Raw genomic sequence first — 16677 nt, forward strand, 5'->3', positions numbered from 1 at the left:
GGGCGAAAACGATCCACCGCCTCCCCATTGGCCCTTGCAGTGGCCTGCACCCCTCACGTTTCCTCGGTGCTGCAGAAAAACCCCTCCTTCTCCCCCGAGTGAGGTCGAACCCGTGTCCAGCACGCTCTCCAACTCCGCCCAGCCCGAAGAGAACACCGCGACCGGCACCGCGCGCGTGAAGCGCGGCATGGCCGAGCAGCTCAAGGGCGGCGTGATCATGGACGTCGTCACCCCGGAGCAGGCGAAGATCGCCGAGGACGCGGGCGCCGTCGCGGTCATGGCCCTGGAGCGGGTCCCCGCGGACATCCGCAAGGACGGCGGCGTGGCCCGCATGTCCGACCCGGACATGATCGAGGGCATCATCAGCGCGGTCTCCATCCCCGTGATGGCCAAGTCGCGGATCGGCCACTTCGTCGAGGCCCAGGTGCTCCAGTCCCTCGGCGTCGACTACATCGACGAGTCCGAGGTCCTCACCCCGGCCGACGAGGTCAACCACTCGGACAAGTGGGCGTTCACCACTCCCTTCGTCTGCGGCGCCACCAACCTCGGCGAGGCCCTGCGCCGCATCGCAGAGGGTGCCGCCATGATCCGTTCCAAGGGCGAGGCCGGCACGGGCAACGTCGTCGAAGCCGTCCGCCACCTGCGTCAGATCAAGAACGAGATCGCCCGCCTCAGGGGCTTCGACAACCACGAGCTGTACGCCGCCGCGAAGGAGCTGCGCGCCCCGTACGAGCTGGTCAAGGAGGTCGCCGAGCTCGGCAAGCTGCCGGTGGTCCTCTTCTCCGCCGGCGGTGTCGCGACCCCCGCCGACGCCGCGCTCATGCGTCAGCTCGGCGCCGAGGGCGTCTTCGTCGGCTCCGGCATCTTCAAGTCCGGCGACCCGGCCAAGCGCGCCGCCGCCATCGTGAAGGCCACCACCTTCTACGACGACCCGAAGATCATCGCGGACGCGTCCCGCAACCTGGGCGAGGCCATGGTCGGCATCAACTGCGACACCCTCCCCGAGGCCGAGCGCTACGCCAACCGCGGCTGGTAGGCGAACCCGAAGCCACGGCGCCTGAAGACCGTTCTCAGCCGCAACCCCCTAGGACATCACGCACATGACCGACGCACCCGTCATAGGCGTCCTGGCACTCCAGGGCGACGTACGGGAACACCTCATCGCCCTGGCCGCGGCCGACGCCGTGGCCAGGCCGGTGCGGCGCCCCGAAGAGCTCGCCGAGGTGGACGGCCTCGTCCTCCCCGGTGGAGAGTCCACCACGATCTCCAAGCTGGCCATCCTCTTCGGCGTGATGGAGCCCCTCCGCGCACGCGTGCGCGACGGCATGCCGGTCTACGGCACCTGCGCCGGCATGATCATGCTCGCCGACAAGATCCTCGACCCGCGCTCGGGCCAGGAGACCATCGGCGGCATCGACATGATCGTGCGCCGCAACGCCTTCGGACGGCAGAACGAGTCCTTCGAAGCGGCGGTCGACGTACGGGGCGTCGAGGGCGATCCTGTAGAGGGAGTCTTCATCCGGGCCCCCTGGGTCGAGTCCGTCGGCGCCGGGACCGAGGTGCTCGCCGAGCACGACGGCCATATCGTCGCGGTACGCCAGGGCAACGCGCTCGCCACGTCGTTCCACCCGGAACTGACCGGCGATCACCGTCTTCACGCCCTGTTCGTCGAGATGGTGCGCGCGAACCGGACACCGGACGCCTTGTAGGATCTCGAAGGGTCCCCCTGGGTCCTCAGGCCTGGGGGCGTTCGTTCAGGATGGGTTACGCGAAGGAGACAGGCAGATGTCCGGCCACTCTAAATGGGCCACGACGAAGCACAAGAAGGCCGTGATCGACGCCAAGCGCGGCAAGCTCTTCGCGAAGCTGATCAAGAACATCGAGGTCGCGGCGCGCATGGGCGGCGTGGACCTGGAGGGTAATCCGACGCTGTACGACGCCGTACAGAAGGCGAAAAAGCAGTCGGTTCCGAACAAGAACATCGACTCCGCGATCAAGCGCGGTGGCGGTCTTGAGGCCGGTGGCGCCGACTACGAGACGATCATGTACGAGGGCTACGGCCCGAACGGTGTCGCGGTGCTCATCGAGTGCCTCACCGACAACCGCAACCGCGCCGCCTCCGACGTCCGCGTCGCCATGACCCGCAACGGCGGCTCGATGGCCGACCCGGGCTCCGTCTCGTACCTCTTCAACCGCAAGGGCGTCGTGCTCGTCCCCAAGGGCGAGCTGACCGAGGACGACGTCCTCGGTGCAGTGCTCGACGCGGGCGCCGAGGAGGTCAACGACCTCGGTGAGTCCTTCGAGGTGCTCAGCGAGGCCACCGACATGGTCGCGGTCCGTACCGCCCTCCAGGAGGCCGGGATCGACTACGACTCGGCCGAGGCCAACTTCGTCCCGACCATGCAGATCGAGCTGGACGAGGAGGGCGCCAAGAAGATCTTCAAGCTGATCGACGCCCTGGAGGACAGCGACGACGTGCAGAACGTCTTCGCCAACTTCGACGTGAGCGACGACGTCATGGCGAAGGTCGACGCGTAACGCTGCCGCGAGCTGAGCCGCGGTATCGGCGGGCCGGTGGGACACGTCCTACCGGCCCGCCGCCGTTGTCAGTGGCAGCGGATAGCCTGGCGTGCAGTCAAAGATCACCGTCCGCGGACCGCAACCGGCAGTTGAGGAACCCCGGCGGTGCTCGGCCAGGTCCGCGCGAGCGGCGGCGGTTCAGCCGCGAGGAGGGGAGGGGCGGGTGCGCGTACTGGGGGTGGACCCAGGACTGACCCGATGCGGTGTCGGGGTCGTGGAGGGCGTCGCCGGGCGGCCGTTGACCATGCTCGGCGTCGGTGTCGTACGGACGCCCGCGGACGCCGAGTTGGGGCACCGTCTCGTCGCCATCGAGCAGGGCATCGAGCAGTGGATGGATGAGCACAAGCCCGAATGCGTCGCCGTGGAACGGGTGTTCAGCCAGCACAACGTACGGACGGTCATGGGCACGGCCCAGGCCAGCGCCATCGCCACGCTCTGCGCCGCCCGCCGTGGCATACCCGTCGCCCTGCACACCCCCAGCGAGGTCAAGGCCGCCGTCACCGGCAGCGGCCGCGCCGACAAGGCCCAGGTCGGCGCCATGGTCACCCGGCTGCTGCGGCTCGACGCGCCCCCGAAACCCGCCGACGCCGCCGACGCCCTCGCGCTCGCCATCTGCCACATCTGGCGTGCGCCCGCCCAGAACCGACTCCAGCAAGCCGTCGCCCTGCACGCATCGAAAGGCCGCACCCCATGATCGCCTTCGTCAGCGGCCCGGTCGCCGCTCTCGCTCCCGACTCCGCCGTGGTCGAGGTGGGCGGCATCGGCATCGCCGTCCAGTGCACACCGGGCACCCTGTCCGGGCTGCGCATGGGCCGGCAGGCCAAACTCGCCACCTCCCTCGTCGTACGGGAGGACTCGCTGACTCTGTACGGCTTCGCGGACGACGACGAGCGCCAGGTCTTCGAACTGCTGCAGACCGCGAGCGGTGTGGGCCCCCGCCTGGCCCAGGCGATGCTGGCGGTGCACACCCCGGACGCGCTGCGCCGCGCGGTGTCGACCGGCGACGAGAAGGCGCTCACCGCCGTCCCCGGGATCGGCAAGAAGGGCGCCCAGAAACTCCTTCTGGAGCTGAAGGACCGCCTGGGCGAGCCGATCGGCACCGGCACGGGCGTGGGCGCCCCGGTGAGCGTCGGCTGGCGCGACCAGCTGCACGCGGCCCTGATCGGCCTCGGGTACGCGACCCGCGAGGCCGACGAGGCCGTGGCGGCGGTCACTCCCCAGGCCGAGGCCACCGAGGGCACACCCCAGGTGGGCCACCTGCTGAAGGCCGCCCTGCAGACCCTCAACAGAGCACGCTGACCGGCTCCGCCGGCCACGGAAGCCCGCGCCCTGAAGAAGCGCCCGTACGGCGACGAGGCGCCGCACGACCCATCCGACCGCGACCGACCCGCGAGGCACAGTGATGAACTGGGACGACACGACCGACGACACCGCCCCCGAGCGGCTGGTGGGCTCTGTCGCCGACCGTGAGGACCAGGCCGTCGAGGCCGCCCTGCGCCCCAAGGACCTGGACGAGTTCATCGGCCAGGAGAAGGTCCGCGAGCAGCTCGACCTCGTGCTGCGGGCGGCACGCGCGCGTGGGGCGACCGCCGACCACGTCCTCCTCTCGGGTGCGCCGGGCCTCGGCAAGACCACCCTCTCCATGATCATCGCGGCCGAGATGGGCGCCCCCATCCGCATCACCAGCGGCCCCGCCATCCAGCACGCGGGCGACCTGGCCGCGATCCTGTCCTCGCTCCAGGAGGGCGAGGTGCTGTTCCTCGACGAGATCCACCGCATGTCCCGCCCCGCCGAGGAGATGCTGTACATGGCGATGGAGGACTTCCGCGTCGACGTCATCGTCGGCAAGGGCCCGGGCGCCACCGCCATCCCTCTCGAACTGCCGCCGTTCACCCTGGTCGGGGCCACCACGCGCGCAGGGCTGCTGCCGCCCCCGCTGCGCGACCGCTTCGGCTTCACCGCGCACATGGAGTTCTACGAGCCCGCCGAGCTGGAGCGCGTCATCCACCGTTCCGCCCACCTGCTGGATGTCGGGATCGAGGCCGAGGGCGCCGCCGAGATCGCGGGCCGCTCCCGAGGCACGCCCCGTATCGCCAACCGTCTGCTGCGCCGGGTGCGGGACTACGCGCAGGTCAAGGCCGACGGAGTCATCACCAGGGACATCGCCGGGGCCGCCCTCGCCGTCTACGAGGTCGACGCCCGCGGACTCGACCGCCTCGACCGCGCCGTGCTGGAGGCGCTGCTGAAGCTGTTCGGCGGCGGTCCCGTAGGCTTGTCCACGCTCGCCGTCGCGGTGGGGGAGGAGCGCGAGACGGTCGAAGAGGTCGCCGAGCCCTTCCTCGTCCGTGAGGGCCTGCTCGCCCGCACCCCGCGTGGCCGGGTCGGGACCCCCGCGGCATGGGCCCATCTCGGCCTCACCCCGCCCCGCGGGGCCACCGGGGGAAACGGACAACAGGACTTGTTCGGGGCGTGACGGCGCGGGCATTGGCCGGGTCAGGAACCCGGGTGCGATGCTGAGCGTTGTTCCTTGCGCGCGGACTCGCTTAGACTCCGCCGATGCCGCCTTTGTCGGCGGCACCTCATACCCCCATCCATCAGGCCGCTCACCGACGCGGTCGTGTGAAGGAAGTTCCCACCCGTGAGTCTCGTGACCCTCCTCCCGTTCATCGTGCTCATCGGGGCCATGTTCCTGATGACCCGGTCGGCCAAGAAGAAGCAGCAACAGGCCGTCGACATGCGGAACCAAATGCAGCCCGGCAGTGGCGTCCGCACCATCGGGGGCATGTACGCGACGGTGAAGGAGGTCAGCGACGACACGGTCCTCGTTGATGCCGGACCGGGCGTGGAACTGCTCTTCGCGAAGAACGCGATCGGCGCCGTCCTCTCCGACGACGAGTACAACCGCATCGTCCACGGCATCGAGCACGACCTGAAGTCCGACATCGTGCCGGACGACGCCTCCTCTCTCACCGAGGTCGACGAGCACGCTGCCGACGCTTCCGACGACAAGCCCATCGACCTCGGCAAGAAGGACACGCCGGCCGACGCCGCCGACGAGGCGAAGGCCGACGACGCGGAGCCGAAGAAGACCGACGACGCGGAGTCGAAGAAGGCCGACGACGCGGAGTCGAAGAAGGCCGACGGCGAGTCCGACGCGAAGTAGTCACGTTCCCGGGTGTGCGGCGCGACCGGTTCGTGCCGCGCCACCCGGGTCGTGCCGTTCCGGCACGGAGCCCCGAGACCATGTCATGGCCGCCCGCCCGCTCGACCGGCGCTGAGGCGGCCCGAGAGGGAGTTACGAGAAGGTGGCAGCACCGAAGAAGGGCCGGAGCGCGAGCGCCCAGAGCAAACCAGGCCGCGCACTCGCCCTCATCCTGATCGCCATCGTGGCGCTCACCGGGGGAATGTTCCTCTCCGGACACACCACTCCGCGTCTCGGCATCGACCTCGCCGGCGGCACCAGCATCACGCTGGAGGCCGAGAACGAGCCTGGTCAGCCGAACGCGATCAACAAGACCAACATGGACACCGCGGTCTCCATCATGGAGCGCCGCGTCAATGGTCTGGGTGTCTCCGAAGCGGAGGTCCAGACCCAGGGCGATCGCAACATCATCGTCAACATCCCCAAGGGCACGAACTCCCAGCAGGCCCGGGAACAGGTCGGCACCACCGCCAAGCTCTACTTCCGCCCGGTCCTGACCACCGAGGTGTCCGGCACCGGCGCGACGCCCAGCCCGAGCGCCAGCCCCAGCGGCTCCCCGAGCGCGTCGCCCTCCGACAAGGGCAGCGACAAGGAGAAGGCGACCTCGTCCTCCTCCGCCACGCCGTCCTCCACCCCCACCTCGCAGGGCCGCGCGGTCACCGACGCGCTGAAGGCCGACCCCACGCCGAGCGGCTCGGCCTCCACGAGCGCCAGTGCCTCCCCGTCCGGGAGCCCCGGCGGCGCCGACGAAGCGACGGCCAAGCTCCAGGCCGAGTACACCACGCTCGACTGCACCAAGGCGGCGCAGCGCGCCAAGGTCGGTGAGGGAGCCAAGGCCAGCGACCCCATCCTCGCCTGCGGCCAGAACTCCCAGAAGCAGTGGCAGAAGTACATTCTCGGCCCCGCCGCGGTCGACGGCACGGACGTCGACAAGGCCCAGGCGATCTTCGACACCCAGGGCTCCTCGGGCTGGAAGGTCACCATGGACTTCACGTCCCAGGGTGGCAAGAAGTTCGCCGACATCACCGGCCAGCTGGCCAAGAACCAGTCCCCGCAGAACCAGTTCGCGATCGTCCTCGACGGCGACGTGGTCTCCGACCCGTACGTCAACCAGTCGATCACCGGTGGCAACGCCGAGATCTCCGGCAGCTTCACCCAGGAGGAGGCCCAGGGCCTCGCGAACATGCTGTCGTACGGCGCGCTCCCGCTCACCTTCAAGGAGGCGAGCGTCACGACCGTCACCGCCGCCCTCGGTGGCGAGCAGCTGGACGCCGGTCTGATCGCCGGCGCGATCGGCCTCGCACTCGTCGTGATCTACCTGGTCGCCTACTACCGCGGTCTGTCGCTCATCGCCATCGCCTCGCTGCTGGTCTCCGCGGCCCTGACCTACGTGATCATGTCGCTGCTGGGCCCGGCCATCGGCTTCGCGCTGAACCTGCCGGCGGTCTGTGGCGCCATCGTCGCGATCGGCATCACGGCGGACTCGTTCATCGTGTACTTCGAACGCGTCCGGGACGAGATCCGCGAGGGCCGCTCGCTGCGCCCCGCCGTCGAACGCGCCTGGCCGCGCGCCCGGCGCACCGTCCTGGTCTCCGACTTCGTGTCGTTCCTCGCCGCCGCGGTGCTGTTCGTCGTCACCGTCGGCAAGGTCCAGGGCTTCGCGTTCACACTCGGTCTGACCACTGTGCTCGACGTGGTCGTGGTGTTCCTCTTCACCAAGCCGCTGCTGACGATCCTCGCCCGCAGGAAGTTCTTCGCGAACGGCCACAGCTGGTCCGGCCTCGACCCGAAACGACTGGGTGCCCGGCCGCCCCTGCGCCACACCCGCCGTCCCGCCGCCCCCGTCGACCCGAAGGAGGCGTGAGATGTCGAAACTCGGCAACCTCGGCGCCCGGCTCCACCACGGCGAGGTCGGCTACGACTTCGTCCGCAACCGCAAGCTCTGGTACGGCATCTCGATCCTGATCACCATCACGGCCATCGTCGGCCTGGCGGTGCGCGGCCTGAACATGGGCATCGAGTTCCAGGGCGGCGCCGTCTTCACCACCCCGAAGACGAGCGTCTCGGTCGCCCAGGCCCAGACGTACGCCGAAGAGGCCGCCGGGCACGACGCGGTCGTGCAGGAACTCGGCACGGGCGGTCTGCGCATCCAGATCTCCGGCGTCGACACCGGCAAGTCCGACGCGATCAAGACGGAGCTGGCCAAGGACCTGAAGGTCGACTCGGAGAAGATCAACGCCGACCTGGTCGGCCCCAGCTGGGGTGACCAGATCGCCAACAAGGCCTGGCAGGGCCTCGGGATCTTCATGGTTCTCGTGGTGATCTACCTGGCGATCGCGTTCGAGTGGCGCATGGCGGTCGCCGCGTTCGTCGCCCTGGTCCACGACATCACGATCACGGTCGGCATCTACGCCCTCGTCGGCTTCGAGGTGATGACGGGAACGGTCATCGGTCTGCTGACCATCCTCGGCTACTCGCTCTACGACACGGTCGTCGTCTTCGACAGCCTCAAGGAACAGACGAAGGACATCACCAAGCAGAACCGCTGGACCTACAGCGAGATCGCCAACCGCTCGATCAACAGCACCCTGGTGCGCTCGATCAACACCACGGTGGTCGCGCTGCTGCCGGTGGCGGGCCTGCTGTTCATCGGCGGTGGATTCCTCGGCGCGGGCATGCTCAACGACATCTCGCTGTCGCTGTTCGTCGGCCTCGCCGCCGGTGCGTACTCCTCGATCTTCATCGCCACCCCGCTCGTCGCCGACCTCAAGGAGCGCGAGCCGCAGATGAAGGCCCTGAAGAAGCGCGTCCTGGCCAAGCGCGCCCAGACCGCCCAGGGCGAGCCCGCCCAGGCGCAGGACGACGACGAGGAGTACGGCGACGAGCCGGAGGACGCGGCCCCCGCGGTCGTCGGCCCGCGCCACCAGCCCGCGTCCCGCAACCGGGGTCGTGGCCGGCCGTCGGGGAAGCGCCGATGACCGAGCTCGCAGAGGTCACGACGCTGCTGCTCAGCCGCATCCGCGACATCCCCGATCACCCCGAGCCGGGCGTGATGTTCAAGGACATCACGCCGCTCCTGGCCGACCCGGTGGCGTTCACCGCGCTCACCGACGCGCTCGCGGACCTCGTCGTCCGCCATGGCGCCACGAAGATCGTCGGCCTGGAGGCCCGCGGCTTCATCCTCGGCGCACCCGTCGCGGTCCGCTCGGGAGTCGGCTTCGTCCCCGTACGCAAGGCGGGCAAGCTTCCCGGAGCGACCCTCGGCCAGGCCTACGACCTGGAGTACGGCTCCGCGGAGATCGAGGTGCACGCCGAGGACCTGTCGCGGGACGACCGCGTCATGGTCATCGACGATGTCCTTGCCACCGGCGGCACCGCCGAGGCCTCCGTCCAGCTCATCCGCCGGGCGGGAGCCGAGATCGCGGGCGTCTCCGTGCTGATGGAGCTTGGCTTCCTGGGCGGCCGCGCCCGCCTGGAGCCGGCCCTGGAGGGCGCCCCGCTGGAGGCCCTGCTCCGGGTCTGAGCACCGCCGCGACAGGCGGACGAAAGCCCTGCGCCATCCGTACGACACCACTGAGGCGGGCACCGGAGGAATCCGGCGCCCGCCTCATGCGTTGCTCGGGTAGCGGACCGTCTCACCAGCCGAAGGCGAGCCGGGAGCCGAGGATCGCTACCATGGGGTCTCCGGAGCCTGCCGGAGGACCCGGATCGCGCACGAGGAGTCCTCTTGCCAGACGAGGCCCAGCCACTGACCGCCGCCAAGCCCGAGTCCGCCTCGGGAGCCGCGGCCAAGCCCGCGCAGAGCGCGAAGAACGCCGCGCAGGGCCCGGTCGAGCGCGCCCAGTCCGCGCCCGGCGACAAGGCCGTCGAGCAGCCGCGCCCCAAGCCTTCCCCCGCTCTCGACTCCGCTCGGGCGGGGGGACCCCCACCTTCCGGGCGCCCGGCGTCCGCACGCCCGGCCGCGGGCCAGCCCGCGCGCTCCGGCTCCTCCAACCGCGTCCGCGCCCGCCTGGCCCGTCTCGGTGTGCAGCGGTCCAACCCGTACAACCCGGTGCTGGAGCCGCTGCTGCGGATAGTGCGCAGCAACGACCCGAAGATCGAGACGTCGACGCTCCGCCAGATCGAGCGTGCCTACCAGGTCGCCGAGCGCTGGCACCGCGGCCAGAAGCGCAAGAGCGGCGACCCGTACATCACGCACCCCCTCGCGGTGACCACGATCCTCGCCGAGCTCGGCATGGACCCGGCCACACTCATGGCCGGCCTCCTGCACGACACGGTCGAGGACACCGAGTACGGCCTGGACCAGCTCCGCCGCGACTTCGGCGACCAGGTGGCGCTGCTCGTCGACGGCGTCACCAAGCTGGACAAGGTCAAGTTCGGCGAGGCTGCCCAGGCCGAGACCGTGCGCAAGATGGTCGTCGCCATGGCCAAGGACCCGCGCGTCCTGGTCATCAAGCTCGCCGACCGCCTGCACAACATGCGCACCATGCGCTACCTCAAGCGCGAGAAGCAGGAGAAGAAGGCGCGCGAGACCCTGGAGATCTACGCGCCACTCGCCCACCGCCTGGGCATGAACACCATCAAGTGGGAGCTGGAGGACCTTGCCTTCGCGATCCTCTACCCCAAGATGTACGACGAGATCGTCCGCCTCGTCGCCGAGCGCGCCCCCAAACGCGACGAGTACCTCGCGATAGTGACCGACGAGGTGCAGTCCGACCTGCGCGCGGCCCGCATCAAGGCGACCGTCACCGGCCGTCCGAAGCACTACTACAGCGTCTACCAGAAGATGATCGTCCGCGGCCGGGACTTCGCGGAGATCTACGACCTGGTGGGCATCCGCGTCCTCGTCGACACGGTCAGGGACTGCTACGCCGCTCTCGGCACCGTGCACGCGCGATGGAACCCGGTCCCCGGCCGGTTCAAGGACTACATCGCGATGCCCAAGTTCAACATGTACCAGTCGCTCCACACGACGGTCATCGGCCCCAACGGCAAACCGGTCGAACTCCAGATCCGTACGTTCGACATGCACCGCCGCGCCGAGTACGGCATCGCCGCGCACTGGAAGTACAAGCAGGAGGCCGTCGCGGGCGCCTCCAAGGTCCGTACGGACGTACCGAAGGCGCCGTCCGGCAAGGCCGGCAAGGACGCGGCCGCGATCAACGACATGGCGTGGCTGCGGCAGCTGCTGGACTGGCAGAAGGAGACCGAGGACCCCAGCGAGTTCCTGGAGTCGCTGCGGTTCGACCTGTCCCGCAACGAGGTCTTCGTCTTCACGCCGAAGGGCGACGTGATAGCGCTGCCGGCCGGCGCGACACCCGTCGACTTCGCCTACGCGGTCCACACCGAGGTCGGCCACCGCACGATAGGCGCCCGGGTCAACGGACGCCTGGTCCCGCTCGAATCCACCCTGGACAACGGCGACCTGGTGGAGGTCTTCACCTCCAAGGCGACCGGAGCGGGCCCGTCCCGCGACTGGCTCGGCTTCGTGAAGTCGCCGCGCGCCCGCAACAAGATCCGTGCCTGGTTCTCCAAGGAGCGCCGCGACGAGGCCATCGAGCAGGGCAAGGACGCCATCGCCCGCGCGATGCGCAAGCAGAACCTGCCGATCCAGCGCATCCTGACCGGCGACTCACTGGTGACCCTCGCCCACGAGATGCGCTACCCGGACATCTCGTCCCTGTACGCGGCGATCGGCGAGGGCCATGTGGCCGCGCAGAACGTCGTACAGAAGCTGGTGCAGGCCCTCGGCGGCGAGGAGGCGGCCACCGAGGAGATCGACGAGGCGGTACCACCGGCGCGCGGCCGGGGACGCAAGCGCCGCAGCACCAACGACCCGGGTGTCGTGGTCAAGGGCGTCGAGGACGTCTGGGTGAAGCTGGCCCGCTGTTGTACGCCCGTCCCCGGCGATCCGATCATCGGCTTCGTGACCCGCGGCAGCGGTGTGTCGGTTCACCGCAGCGACTGCGTCAACGTCGAGTCCCTGTCCCGCGAGCCCGAGCGCATCCTCGACGTCGAGTGGGCGCCCACCCAGTCCTCTGTCTTCCTGGTCGCCATCCAGGTCGAGGCCCTGGACCGCTCGCGGCTGCTCTCCGACGTCACGCGCGTGCTCTCCGACCAGCACGTCAACATCCTCTCGGCCGCGGTCCAGACATCCCGTGACCGCGTGGCGACGTCCCGGTTCACCTTCGAGATGGGCGACCCGAAGCACCTGGGCCACGTCCTGAAGGCCGTACGGGGCGTCGAGGGCGTGTACGACGTGTACCGGGTGACATCGGCGCGCAGGCCGTAACGTCGCGGCACTGCGGCTCACACGGAAAGGGGCTCCCGTACGTGGTGTACGGGAGCCCCTTTCCGTGTGCCCGGCGTGTCAGCCGCCGAACTCCTGCAGGCCCTTCAGCGCCTGGTCCAGCAGCGCCTGGCGGCCCTCCAGCTCCCTTTCGAGCTTGTCGGCCCTGGCGTTGTTGCCCTGGGCCCGCGCCTGCTCGATCTGGCCCTTCAGCTTGTCCACGGCCGCCTGGAGCTGGCCCGTGAGACCCTCGGCCCGGGCGCGGGCCTCCGGGTTCGTACGACGCCACTCCGCTTCCTCGGAGTCCTGGAGGGCCCGCTCCACGGCGTGCATCCGGCCCTCCACCTTCGGGCGGGCGTCCCGCGGGACGTGGCCGATGGCCTCCCAGCGCTCGTTGATGGAGCGGAACGCGGCACGGGCCGACTTCAGGTCCGTGATCGGCAGCAGCTTCTCCGCCTCGCCGGCGAGCTCCTCCTTGAGCTTGAGGTTCTCCGCCTGCTCGGCGTCACGCTCCGCGAACACCGAGCTGCGCGCCGCGAAGAAGATGTCCTGGGCACCGCGGAAACGGTTCCACAGGTCGTCCTCGTGCTCGCGCTGGGCGCGGCCCGCGGCCTTCCACTCGGACATCAGCTCGCGGTAGCGGGCCGCCGTCGGCCCCCAGTCGGCCGAGCCCGACAGGGACTCGGCCTCCGCGACCAGCCGCTCCTTCGTCTTGCGGGCGTCCTCCCGCTGCGCGTCCAGCTGCGCGAAATGCGCCTTGCGCCGCTTGGAGAACGCGGACCGCGCGTGCGAGAAGCGGTGCCACAGTTCGTCGTCCGACTTGCGGTCGAGCCTCGGCAGTCCCTTCCAGGTGTCCACCAGAGCGCGCAGCCGCTCACCGGCCGCCCGCCACTGGTCGGACTGGGCCAGCTCCTCCGCCTCGGCCACCAGGGCCTCCTTGGAGTGCCGTGCCTCGTCGGACTGCTTCGCCCGCTGCGCCTTGCGCTCCTCACGGCGCGCCTCGACGGACTCGACCAGCTTGTCCAACCGCGTCCGCAGGGCGCCCAGGTCGCCGACCGCGTGGTGCGCGTCGACCTGCTCCCGCAGATGCTCGATCGCGGTCTGGGCGTCCTTCGCCGACAGGTCGGTGGTCTTCACTCGCTTTTCGAGGAGGCCGATCTCGACAACCAGTCCCTCGTACTTGCGTTCGAAGTAGGCCAGCGCCTCCTCGGGGGAGCCGGCCTGCCAGGAACCGACGACCTGCTCGCCGTCGGCCGTACGCACGTACACGGTCCCCGTCTCGTCGACGCGGCCCCACGGGTCGCTGCTCACAGCGCCTCCTCCACATGATGCCTGCGAAGGGCTGAAGCACCCCCGGGCATCGTCCACAGTTTCGTCACGGCCAACATAGGCGACCGGCGGGGCGGCTGTCCGCATCCCGCGCGACCGAAATTGCGCAGTTGGCGGTCAGCTTTCCTTGACAGTCGCCTTGTTGATCACGACCGTCGCGTTCGGCGTGCCGTCGCCCTGCCCCGTGTTCTCGCCCGCCTTGGCGATCTTCTCCAGGACCTTCATCCCCGATGCGGAGATCGTGCCGAACGGTGTGTAGTCGGGCGGGAGCTGACTGTCCTGGAAGACGAGGAAGAACTGGCTGCCACCGCTGTTGCGGCCCTCCTTCGTCTGGGCGTTGTACTGGTTCGCCATGGCCACGGTGCCCGCCGGGTACACCCCGCCCTTCAGGCTCTTGTCCTTCAGGTTCTCGTCCGGGATCGTGTAGCCCGGTCCGCCCATGCCGGTGCCCTGCGGGTCCCCGCACTGGAGCACGTAGATGCCCGCGGTGGTGAGCCGATGGCACTTCGTGTGGTCCAGGTACCCCTTGTTGACCAGGAAGTCGAACGAGTTCACTGTGCGCGGGGTCTTCGCCGCGTCCATGGCGATGGAGATGTCACCGCAGGTGGTCTGCAGGTCCATCGTGTACTTCGCGCTCTCGTCGACGGTGACGTCGGGCTCCTTCTTGAAGGTGAGCTCCTTCACCTTGCCCTCGGCGGGCTTCTCGCACGGGTCCGGGGCCTTGCTCGGCGAGGCGCTCGGCGTCACCTCCGCGCTCGCGTTCTCCTTCTTGCCGTCGTCCTTGAGTACTCCGGTCGTGTACAGCGCCACACTGCCTATCAGGATGACGCCGAGGACCGACGCGATCACGGCATTGCGGGCACGTGCCTTGCGCCGCGCGGACGTGCGCCGCTGCTGCTGCCGCAAGAACTTCTCCCGGGCGAGCTGACGCCGCCGCTGTTCCTGGCTGACCACCGGGTTCTCTCCTCATGCGTCTTCGTACGTCGACCGGTACGCGTGCGACTGGTGAGCCGACCGCTTGTGTGTGCCCCGTACCGTATATGGGTTCGCTGAGGAAACGGCAGCGCCGGTAGGCTCTGATGCGCAGCAATCCAGCCCGTACTCCACAATCCGAAGGACGATCGTGCTCATTGCCGGGTTCCCCGCCGGGGCCTGGGGGACCAACTGTTACCTGGTCGCCCCGGCCGCAGGCGAGGAGTGCGTGATCATCGACCCGGGCCACCGGGCCGCCGCGGGAGTCGAGGAGGCGCTGAAGAAGCACCGGCTCAAACCCGTCGCCGTCGTCCTCACCCACGGCCACATCGACCACGTGGCCTCGGTCGTCCCCGTGTGCGGCGCGCACGACGTACCGGCGTGGATCCACCCTGCCGACCGCTACATGATGAGCGACCCGGAGAAGGCCTTCGGCCAGTCCATCGGGATGCCGCTGATGGGCGAGCTGACGGTGGGGGAGCCCGACGACGTCAAGGAGCTGACGAACGGTTCGACGCTGGAACTGGCCGGTCTGGAGCTGTCCGTCGCGCACGCGCCCGGCCATACCAAGGGGTCGGTGACCTTCCGGATGCCCGAGACCGCGGAGATCCCGTCGGTCTTCTTCTCGGGCGATCTTCTCTTCGCCGGCTCCATCGGACGCACCGACCTGCCCGGCGGTGACATGGCCGAGATGCTCGACTCGCTGGCCCGCGTGTGCCTGCCGCTCGACGACTCGACCGTGGTGCTGTCGGGCCACGGCACCCAGACGACCATCGGCCAGGAGCGCGCCACCAACCCGTACCTGCGGCAGGTGGCCGCAGGCCGCCAGGAACCCAGTACGGGTGGGAGCACCCCTCCCCGACGAGGAATGTGACGAGACCTTCCGTGAGCACCTTCAAGGCCCCCAAGGGCACGTACGACCTGATCCCGCCGGACAGCGCCACGTACCTGGCCGTCCGTGAGGCGATCGCCGCTCCGCTGCGCAACTCCGGCTACGGCTACATCGAGACGCCCGGCTTCGAGAACGTGGAACTCTTCGCCCGTGGCGTCGGCGAGTCGACGGACATCGTGACGAAGGAGATGTACGCCTTCGAGACGAAGGGCGGCGACAGGCTGGCCCTGCGCCCCGAGGGCACGGCCTCGGTCCTGCGGGCCGCGCTGGAGGCCAACCTGCACAAGGCGGGCAACCTCCCGGTCAAGCTCTGGTACTCCGGCTCGTACTACCGCTACGAGCGCCCGCAGAAGGGCCGCTACCGCCACTTCTCGCAGGTCGGTGCCGAGGCGATCGGGGCCGAGGACCCGGCGCTGGACGCCGAGTTGATCATCCTGGCGGACCAGGCGTACCGCTCGTTGGGCCTCAGGAACTTCCGTATCCTTCTCAACTCCCTGGGCGACCAGGAGTGCCGCCCGGTGTACAGGACGGCCCTTCAGGACTTCCTGCGCGGCCTCGACCTCGACGAGGACACCCTGCGCCGCTCCGAGATCAACCCTCTCCGGGTGCTCGACGACAAGCGGGACGCGGTCCAGAAGCAGCTTGTGGGCGCTCCGCTGCTGCGCGACTACCTGTGCGACGCGTGCAAGACGTACCACGAGGAGGTCCGCGAGCTGATCACGGCGGCGGGCGTGTCCTTCGAGGACGACCCCAAGCTGGTGCGCGGCCTCGACTACTACACCCGTACGACCTTCGAGTTCGTCCACGACGGCCTCGGCTCCCAGTCCGCGGTGGGCGGCGGCGGCCGCTACGACGGTCTGTCGGAGATGATCGGCGGCCCGGCGCTGCCGTCGGTCGGCTGGGCGCTCGGGGTCGATCGCACCGTCCTCGCCCTGGAGGCGGAGGGTGTGGAGCTCTCGCTCCCCGCGTCCACGAGCGTGTTCGCCGTCCCGCTGGGCGAGGAGGCCCGCCGCGTTCTGTTCGGCAAGGTCACCGAGCTGCGCAAGGCGGGTGTCGCGGCCGACTTCTCCTTCGGAGGGAAGGGGCTGAAGGGCGCGATGAAGAACGCGAACCGCAGCGGTGCGCGGTACACGATCGTCGCGGGTGAGCGTGATCTCGCCGAGGGCGTGGTGCAGCTCAAGGACATGGAGTCCGGCGAGCAGATGGCGATCGGCGTGAACGAGGTTGTGGCGGAACTGGAGTCCCGGTTGGGCTGAGGGGGGCGGGTTGCTGCGGGCGGACCGGGTTACGGCCGGGCTTTTCCTCGCCCCCGCCGCCCCTGCCCGTCCCATCCCTTCCCTGGGGGCTGCCGCCCCCAGACCCCCGCTTGTCGGCCTGAACGGCCTCGTCCTCAACCGCCGGAGGGGCTGGTGG

At 69.6% G+C, this 16677-nt stretch carries 15 protein-coding genes; 13 read left to right on the top strand and 2 right to left on the bottom strand.

Going from position 1 to position 16677, the window contains the following annotated elements:
• Positions 1 to 187: 187 nt before the first annotated feature.
• The 11 genes from pdxS to FPZ41_RS36325 all read left to right on the top strand — a co-directional run bounded on the left by pdxS (position 188) and on the right by FPZ41_RS36325 (position 12074).
• On the top strand, positions 188 to 1036 hold the full coding sequence (gene pdxS / locus FPZ41_RS36275) for a pyridoxal 5'-phosphate synthase lyase subunit PdxS (protein WP_265584273.1): 849 nt from the start codon (positions 188 to 190) through the stop codon (positions 1034 to 1036).
• A gap of 64 nt (positions 1037 to 1100) precedes the next feature.
• Positions 1101 to 1709, top strand: coding sequence for a pyridoxal 5'-phosphate synthase glutaminase subunit PdxT (gene pdxT, locus FPZ41_RS36280; protein ID WP_152867820.1), 609 nt, complete (start codon positions 1101 to 1103; stop codon positions 1707 to 1709).
• A gap of 76 nt (positions 1710 to 1785) precedes the next feature.
• Entirely contained in the window at positions 1786 to 2538 is a 753-nt protein-coding gene (locus FPZ41_RS36285; RefSeq protein ID WP_152867821.1) for a YebC/PmpR family DNA-binding transcriptional regulator, read from the top strand.
• 205 nt (positions 2539 to 2743) lie between these two features.
• Positions 2744 to 3274, top strand: a complete 531-nt coding sequence (ruvC, locus tag FPZ41_RS36290) for a crossover junction endodeoxyribonuclease RuvC (protein ID WP_322621161.1) — start codon at positions 2744 to 2746, stop codon at positions 3272 to 3274.
• Positions 3271 to 3879 (top strand): Holliday junction branch migration protein RuvA, encoded by a 609-nt coding sequence (gene ruvA / locus FPZ41_RS36295; RefSeq protein WP_152867822.1) that lies wholly within the window; start codon positions 3271 to 3273, stop codon positions 3877 to 3879. Before ruvC ends, ruvA begins: the two co-directional genes overlap by 4 nt.
• A 103-nt stretch (positions 3880 to 3982) precedes the next feature.
• Positions 3983 to 5053, top strand: coding sequence for a Holliday junction branch migration DNA helicase RuvB (gene ruvB / locus FPZ41_RS36300; RefSeq protein WP_152867823.1), 1071 nt, complete (start codon positions 3983 to 3985; stop codon positions 5051 to 5053).
• Positions 5054 to 5218: 165 nt separating this feature from the next.
• Positions 5219 to 5743 carry a preprotein translocase subunit YajC gene (gene yajC / locus FPZ41_RS36305; RefSeq protein ID WP_322621162.1) on the top strand — a complete coding sequence of 175 codons (525 nt, stop codon included), beginning with the start codon at positions 5219 to 5221 and terminating at the stop codon, positions 5741 to 5743.
• A gap of 142 nt (positions 5744 to 5885) precedes the next feature.
• Positions 5886 to 7646, top strand: a complete 1761-nt coding sequence (secD, locus tag FPZ41_RS36310) for a protein translocase subunit SecD (RefSeq protein ID WP_322621163.1) — start codon at positions 5886 to 5888, stop codon at positions 7644 to 7646.
• Between the two features lies 1 nt (position 7647).
• Entirely contained in the window at positions 7648 to 8760 is a 1113-nt protein-coding gene (gene secF / locus FPZ41_RS36315; protein WP_152867825.1) for a protein translocase subunit SecF, read from the top strand.
• Complete coding sequence (locus FPZ41_RS36320) at positions 8757 to 9305, top strand: adenine phosphoribosyltransferase (RefSeq protein WP_131564690.1); 549 nt, start codon at positions 8757 to 8759, stop codon at positions 9303 to 9305. The genes secF and FPZ41_RS36320 overlap by 4 nt, the downstream gene beginning before the upstream one ends.
• Positions 9306 to 9509: 204 nt before the next feature.
• Positions 9510 to 12074, top strand: coding sequence for a RelA/SpoT family protein (locus tag FPZ41_RS36325; protein WP_152867826.1), 2565 nt, complete (start codon positions 9510 to 9512; stop codon positions 12072 to 12074).
• A 78-nt stretch (positions 12075 to 12152) separates the two neighbouring features.
• Here FPZ41_RS36325 and FPZ41_RS36330 read toward each other — a convergent pair whose 3' ends face one another.
• Entirely contained in the window at positions 12153 to 13382 is a 1230-nt protein-coding gene (locus FPZ41_RS36330; protein WP_322621164.1) for a DUF349 domain-containing protein, read from the bottom strand.
• Between the two features lie 135 nt (positions 13383 to 13517).
• Positions 13518 to 14354 (bottom strand): peptidylprolyl isomerase, encoded by an 837-nt coding sequence (locus FPZ41_RS36335; RefSeq protein WP_322621165.1) that lies wholly within the window; start codon positions 14352 to 14354, stop codon positions 13518 to 13520.
• A 169-nt stretch (positions 14355 to 14523) separates the two neighbouring features.
• Between FPZ41_RS36335 and FPZ41_RS36340 the strand changes: the two genes are divergently transcribed.
• A complete protein-coding gene (locus FPZ41_RS36340) occupies positions 14524 to 15246 on the top strand; it encodes an MBL fold metallo-hydrolase (RefSeq protein WP_322621166.1) in 723 nt (240 codons plus the stop codon).
• An 11-nt stretch (positions 15247 to 15257) separates the two neighbouring features.
• Positions 15258 to 16520 (top strand): histidine--tRNA ligase, encoded by a 1263-nt coding sequence (gene hisS / locus FPZ41_RS36345; protein ID WP_322621167.1) that lies wholly within the window; start codon positions 15258 to 15260, stop codon positions 16518 to 16520.
• Positions 16521 to 16677 lie beyond the last annotated feature (157 nt).

This window comes from Streptomyces acidicola (genome assembly GCF_009377235.1).
Classification (GTDB): domain Bacteria; phylum Actinomycetota; class Actinomycetes; order Streptomycetales; family Streptomycetaceae; genus Streptomyces; species Streptomyces acidicola.

Bases quoted from the DNA above. Each gene is read 5' to 3' on its own strand.
- pdxS (WP_265584273.1), top strand. From the start codon at position 188: ATGGCCGAGCAGCTCAAGGGCGGCGTGATCATGGACGTCGTCACCCCG.
- pdxT (WP_152867820.1), top strand. From the start codon at position 1,101: ATGACCGACGCACCCGTCATAGGCGTCCTGGCACTCCAGGGCGACGTA.
- FPZ41_RS36285 (WP_152867821.1), top strand. From the start codon at position 1,786: ATGTCCGGCCACTCTAAATGGGCCACGACGAAGCACAAGAAGGCCGTG.
- ruvA (WP_152867822.1), top strand. From the start codon at position 3,271: ATGATCGCCTTCGTCAGCGGCCCGGTCGCCGCTCTCGCTCCCGACTCC.
- ruvB (WP_152867823.1), top strand. From the start codon at position 3,983: ATGAACTGGGACGACACGACCGACGACACCGCCCCCGAGCGGCTGGTG.
- secF (WP_152867825.1), top strand. From the start codon at position 7,648: ATGTCGAAACTCGGCAACCTCGGCGCCCGGCTCCACCACGGCGAGGTC.
- FPZ41_RS36320 (WP_131564690.1), top strand. From the start codon at position 8,757: ATGACCGAGCTCGCAGAGGTCACGACGCTGCTGCTCAGCCGCATCCGC.